This window comes from Streptosporangium sp. H16 (assembly GCF_051918855.1).
In the GTDB taxonomy this organism is placed as follows: domain Bacteria; phylum Actinomycetota; class Actinomycetes; order Streptosporangiales; family Streptosporangiaceae; genus Streptosporangium.
In genome coordinates this window covers 1-1,945 of sequence record NZ_JBPXMD010000096.1, presented here as the reverse complement: position 1 = coordinate 1,945, position 1,945 = coordinate 1, and the positions used below count along the sequence as shown (strand labels likewise).

Here is a 1,945-nt window from a genome sequence, read left to right as displayed (position 1 = left end):
GGCACGCAGACCCGCCACCAGCTCGGCCCGATCCGCACCGACCACCACCGCGCGCTGCTCCAGCAGCGCACGGGCCGTCGCCAGCGTCCAGGCCACATCGGCCGAGCCCAGCTCCGGCCGCTCCTCCACCCACGACGCGAGCTGCCCGGCCTGCGCCCGCAGCGCCTCGGGAGTCTTGGCCGAGACCAGCCACGGCGTCACCGGCAGCTCGACAGCACCGGCCTCGACCTCGGCCTCCGCCGGACCCTGCTCGATGATCACATGCGCGTTCGTGCCGCTGATCCCGAAGGACGAGATGGCCGCGCGGCGGGCGTGCCCGTTCTCCTGCCAGGGCACGGGCTCGGTGAGCAGTTCCACCGCGCCCGCCGACCAGTCCACGTGCGGGCTCGGCTCGTCCACGTGCAGGGTCTTGGGGAGGAGCTCGTGGCGGAGAGCCATCACCATCTTGATGACGCCGCCGACACCGGCGGCGGCCTGGGTGTGGCCGATGTTCGACTTCAGCGACCCCAGCCACAGCGGCCGATCCTCCGGCCGCTCCTGACCGTAGGTGGCCAGGATGGCCTGGGCCTCGATCGGGTCGCCGAGGGTGGTGCCCGTGCCGTGCGCTTCCACGGCGTCGATGTCCGCGGTCGACAGTCCGGCGTTCGCCAGCGCCTGGCGGATCACCCGCTGCTGCGAGGGGCCGTTCGGCGCGGTCAGGCCGTTGCTCGCGCCGTCCTGGTTGATCGCGCTGCCGCGCATGACGGCGAGGATGTGGTGACCGTTGCGCCGGGCGTCCGAGAGCCGCTCGACGAGCAGCATGCCGACACCCTCGCCCCAGCCGGTACCGTCCGCCGACGCGGAGAACGCCTTGCACCGCCCGTCCACCGACAGGCCACGCTGCCGGGAGAACTCGATGAACATGCCGGGCGTCGACATGACCGTGACACCGCCGGCGAGGGCCAGATCACATTCACCCGAGCGCAACGCCTGCGCCGCCCAGTGCAGCGCGACCAGCGACGACGAGCACGCCGTGTCGACCGTGACCGCGGGACCCTCCAGGCCCAGGGTGTACGACACCCGGCCGGACACCAGGCTTCCGCCGCTGGTCGCGGCGGGGGTACCGAGGCCGTAGTCGTGGTACATCACCCCGGCGAACACGCCCGTCCGGCTGCCGCGCAGTCCCACCGGATCCAGGCCCGCCCGCTCGATCGCCTCCCACGAGGCCTCCAGCAGCAGCCGCTGCTGCGGGTCCATCGCGAGGGCCTCACGCGGGCTGATCCCGAAGAACCCGGGGTCGAACTCGGCGGCCTCGTACAGGAACGCGCCTTGTCGTGTGTAGCTCTTTCCCGGTGCGCCCGGTTCCGGGCCGTACACCCCTTCCACGTCCCAGCCACGATCGGACGGGAAATCGCCCACCGCGTCCCGAGCCTGCGCGACCAGATCCCACAGACCCTCTGGTGAGGAGACTCCGCCGGGGTAGCGGCAGGCCATGCCCACGATCGCGATCGGCTCGTCGGCCACCGAGACATCGGCCACGACCGCCTGCGAGACCTGACCACCGGCCAGCTCTCCCACCAGGTAGTCGGCCACCGCCTCAGCGGTCGGGTAGTCGAAGATGAGCGTGGCCGGCAGCCGCAGCCCGGTCGCCGCGTTGAGCTGGTTGCGGAACTCGACCGCGGTGAGGGAGTCGAAGCCGAGCTCCTGGAACTGGCGCCGCGGTTCGATCGCCGACCCGTCGGCGAAGCCGAGCACCGTCGCCGCATGCCCTCTGACCAGGCCGGACAGCATCGAATGCCGCTCAGCGGGGTCCAACGCGGCCAGGCGCTGCGCGAGCCCACCGGCCTGGCCCGCCCGCCGTACCGGTGTGCGCCCGGCTGTACGGGTCCTGGTGAATCGTGCGGGGACGAGGGCGGGGTGGTCGGTGTGCAGGGCGGTGTCGAGCAGGGCGAGTCCTTCGGGGATG

The 1,945-nt window shown here is 72.3% G+C and carries 1 protein-coding gene; it reads right to left on the bottom strand.

The features are described 5' to 3' along the window. Positions 1-1,945: type I polyketide synthase (locus ACTOQ2_RS43765; RefSeq protein ID WP_440107921.1), on the bottom strand; the 1,945-nt coding region annotated here is incomplete at both ends.